This window comes from Lutibacter sp. (assembly GCF_021647475.1).
GTDB lineage: Bacteria > Bacteroidota > Bacteroidia > Flavobacteriales > Flavobacteriaceae > Lutibacter.
Map to the genome: position 1 here is coordinate 1 of NZ_JAKIUR010000095.1, position 4,724 is coordinate 4,724.

At 30.6% G+C, this 4,724-nt stretch carries 2 protein-coding genes; both read right to left on the reverse strand.

What is annotated here, in order from left to right; translation table 11 throughout:
* Positions 1 to 1,058: aminotransferase class I/II-fold pyridoxal phosphate-dependent enzyme (locus L3J60_RS13300; protein WP_291976054.1), on the reverse strand; the 1,058-nt coding region annotated here is incomplete at its 3' end.
* A 199-nt stretch (positions 1,059 to 1,257) separates the two neighbouring features.
* The gene (gene thrA / locus L3J60_RS13305; RefSeq protein WP_291976055.1) at positions 1,258 to 4,650 is read right to left on the reverse strand and encodes a bifunctional aspartate kinase/homoserine dehydrogenase I; all 3,393 of its coding nucleotides are present in this window, start codon (positions 4,648 to 4,650) and stop codon (positions 1,258 to 1,260) included.
* Positions 4,651 to 4,724: the final 74 nt, after the last annotated feature.

Consider the following 4,724-nt stretch of genomic DNA (forward strand, 5'->3'; position numbering starts at 1 on the left):
GAAAGTTTACTATGTGTTGTAGATGCGGGATGTGTAACAATAGTACGTGTATCACCTAAATTGGCTGATAAGGAGCACATTTTTATGGTATTTAAAAACTTTTTACCTGCTTCTAAACCTCCTTTTACTTCTATTGCCAAAATATTTCCGCCTAATTTCATTTGTTTTTTAGCAATTTCAAACTGAGGATGAGATTTTAAAAATGGATATTTAATTGTTGAAACTTTGTTATGGTTTTCTAAAAAGGCAGCTAATTTTAACGCATTTTCACAGTGCTTTTCAACCCTTACAGCCAAGGTTTCTAAACTTTTGCTCAACACCCAAGCATTGAAAGGCGATAATGCCGGACCTGTATTTCGAGAAAATAAATAAATTTCTCGTACCAAATTAGATTTTCCAACTACAACTCCTCCTAAAACACGCCCTTGACCATCCATTAATTTGGTTGCAGAATGCAGTACTAAATCTGCTCCAAATTTAATAGGTTGTTGAATATAAGGTGTTGCAAAACAATTATCTATCACCAATAATAAATTATGTTTCTTGGCAATGGCACCTAGTAATGCTAAATCTATAATATCAACTCCGGGATTGGTTGGAGATTCAGCATATAGAATTTTTGTTGAAGGCTGAATTAAACTTTCTATTTCTTCAGGTTTATTGATATCAAAATAAGATGTAGTAATATTCCATTTTGGAAAATATTTGGTAAATAAGGTATGTGTTGAACCAAATACTGAACGAGCTGAAACAATATGGTCTCCACTATTTAACAATGCTGCAAAAGTTGAAAACACCGCCGCCATTCCTGTAGCAAATGCATACCCATCTTCTGCCCCTTCCATTTGTACAACTTTTTCAACAAATTCAGTTGTGTTTGGATTGCTAAATCGAGAATAAATATTTCGTTCTTTTTCTTCTGTAAACGAGGCTCTCATTTCTTCAGCATCTTCAAAAACAAAGCTTGAAGTTAAGTATAAAGGTGTTGAATGTTCTTGAAATTGAGAACGTTCTAATTGCGTTCTAATTGCGTCTGTTTCAAAATGGTTTTTGCTCATTTTTTTTTCGTATTTGTTGTTCTTTATATTCTATTATTTACTTTGGCTAAAACAAAGACTTGATTTTCATTCCTAATTTTGTTTAATCTTAGTTTTTAACCTTTTGCCTTCCAATAAAGAGATTGCCACAGTCGTTTTACTTCGACTCCGCTCAGCAACCACTCCCTCATAATGGCATCACTCTTCTATCTTTTGCTTTCTAATTCTTATCTGCCAATCGTAAAATATCTCCAAAAACACCACGAGCAGTTACTGCTGCTCCTGCACCTGCACCTTGGATTATTAAAGGTTTTTCTCCGTAAGATTCTGTATAAATTTCAAAAATTGCATCGGCACCTTGTAGTTGACCTAAAGCACTATTAGCAGGAACCGAAATTAATTTAACCTCTAAATCTCCTTTTTCTTGCTGTAAATCACCTAACAAATCTCCAATATACCGAAGTACATAATTTTCTTTTTGATTCTCTTTTATACTTTGGTAATACGCATCCATTTTATCCAAATTATCTAAAAATTCTGCCGCTGTTCCTTCTCTTAAGTTTTCCGGAATTAAATTTTGAATTTTAACATCTTCAAATTCATTTTGTAAATCCAGTTCACGTGCTAAAATCAATAATTTTCTTCCTACATCATTTCCGCATAAATCTTCACGAGGATCTGGTTCAGTATAACCATTTTCAATTGCTTCTTTTAAAATTTCACTAAACGGTCTATCCTGAATTGAATAATTGTTAAATAAATAACTTAAAGACCCCGAAAAAACACCTCTAATTCTAGTAATATTTTCACCTGAATCATGCAATAATTTAATGGTTTCAATTAATGGTAATCCTGCGCCAACATTTGTTTCATACAAATATGTTTTGTTATTTTCTTTTATTTTATCACGCAATGCTTTATAAGCAGTATATCTGACCGTATTCGCAATTTTATTTGACGAAATTAAATCAAACCCGTTTTCTATTAACTTCGCGTAATTTTTAATAAATTCACCACTTGCCGTATTATCTATAGCTATTAAATTTTCTAAATGATGTTTTTCGGCAAAGTCAATAACATTATTAATGGTGTAGTTTTTTATAGAATCCTTTTCAAATTTACCTTCCCAATTAGTTGAAATTCCTTTTTTATTCAACAAAATAGTTGTTGAATTTGCAACAGCAAAAATGGTTAATTTTATATTTTTACGTTTCAAAATATTATGCTGACTTTTAAAAATTTGTTCAATTAAAGTTCCTCCAACCAAACCTTTTCCGAAAATAGCGATATTGATATTTTTGGAAACTCCAAATATTTCTCCGTGAATTACATTTATTGCTTTATGTAAATCTGTTTTTTTCACCACCAGACAAACATTTTCACCTGTAACGGTGTTGTTTATTAAAATAGGTGTAATATGATTTTTAATTAATGCACTATACGGCTGATTGAAGGAATACAAACTTTGACCAATAATTGATATTACTGAAATATTTTTAGTTAAGTAAATCTGACTAATATCTTTACTCTCAAACTCATTTTTAAACTCATTTTCAAGTGTTATTTTTGCTTTATCTCCATCTTTTGCATCTACTATAAAACCAATACCTCTCTCTGAAGAACCTTGAGAAATAATACTAACACTAATATTTTCTTTTGCCAATGCACCAAAAATTCGACCATCAACACCAACTTTTCCTAATAAACCTCTCCCAACTACATTTACCAACGTAACTTCTTTTTGAACTGATAATGATTTAATACCTTCTCTTTCAGTATCAGAACTAATTAAAGTCCCTTGATTCTCGGGGTCAAATGTGTTTAAAATTCGCAATGGAATATTTTTCTCTATCAATGGAATAATCGTTTTGGCATGCAAAATATCAGCTCCAAAATTTGCCATTTCATTGGCTTCTTGATAGGTAAGTTTTTCTATTTTCTTTGCATTTTCAACTAAATCAGGGTTTGCTGTATAAATCCCATTTAAATGTGTATAATTTTGAAGCTCTTCAGCATTTAAAAAATTAGCGATTAAAGCAGCTGTATAGTTACTGCCATTTCTTCCTAAAGTGGTTGTTTCTCCTTGTAAATTAGAGGCAATAAAACCTGCTATTATTTGAGTTGTATCTCTATTATTTTTAAAATACTTAATTACATTTTCTTTTGAAATACTGTGAAGAGGCTGTGCTTTCCCAAATGTATCATTGGTTTTTATTAATGTACGTGTATCTACAAAATTCGCTTTAACACCTTGCTTATTTAATAAAAAAGCAATTAATTTTCCCGATAAAATTTCTCCTTGAGAAAGTACTTGATCTTTTACTTTTGGACTATAATCACCTAACAAGCTTACACCTTTAAAAATTTCTTCAAGTAATTTAAATTCTTCTGAAAAATCAATAGTTTCATCAATTACTGTTTGATAGTTTTTAAGTATCTCAAAATCTTCTAAATACGACAAATTATTCTTGGCTTTTTCTAAAATAGCTTCTAAATAATCTGTTGTTTTCCCTCTGGCAGAAACAACAACAGCTATATGTTCTCCTTCCTTAATTTTATTTTTAATTATAGCCAATGTGCTATTTAGTCCTAATCCATTTGCTAATGATTTCCCTCCAAACTTTATAACTTTCATTTTATTATTTTTATAGCTTTTGTTAAAAATTGGTGCTATTATTTTTTCTAATTGTTGATATTCTATCAAAAATGCATCGTGCCCGTGTACCGAATTAATTTCGTTATAGGTTACATTCAGATTTAACAATGCTAATTTTTTTTGTGTTTCTCTGTTTTCTTCTGCGGTAAAAAACAAATCAGAATCTACTCCAATAATATGAATATTGGCTTTAATTGAATTTAAAATATTCTCACCTCTATTTTTAGTGACATCTATTGTTTTTAATAACTGATTCATTAATTTATAAGCAGATAACTGAAAACGTTCTTGCAGTTTATTACCGTGATGCAACAACCAACTTTCGACATTGAAAATTTCTAAGTCTTCATTTTTTGAACGTTGAAAGCGTTCTTTAAAAGACTCAGGTGTTCTATAACACAACATGGCATGCATACGAGCATCATGAACTGGATTGCTTGAATTTGTTAAAAACTGTTCTTGTATCTGACAATTTGCTATAAGCCAATCGGTTGATTTCCAATCGGTTGCTATAACAATTAAATGTTTAGCAACTATAGGGTTTAACACCGCCATTTCCCAAGCAATACCACCACCTAATGAACCACCAACTAAAGCAAACAGCTCGTTAATTTGTAATTTTTGAAGTCCAATCAGGAATAATTGAGCAATATCTTTAGCTATAAAATCTTTGTAATTTTCAATTACAAATCCATCATATCCGTTTCCGGGAATATTAAAAGCTATTACTGTATATTTTTGGGTATCTATAACTTTATTTTCACCGACAACATCTTTCCACCAGCCATTTTCACCTGTGACATCAGAGTTCCCTGTTAATGCGTGATTTACCAAAACAATAGGCGCCGTATGCAACTTTTTACCAAATAACTGATAGGAAAGTGTAATCGCATTTGTTGTTATTCCTTTTTCAGAAATAAAATTTTGTATGGTTAAATATTTTAATTGATTCATCAATTATTATTTAAAAATTATCAATATCCAAAATAGTTGGCTTGATGTACTTAAATAAAATTGTTATGAAAAAATGC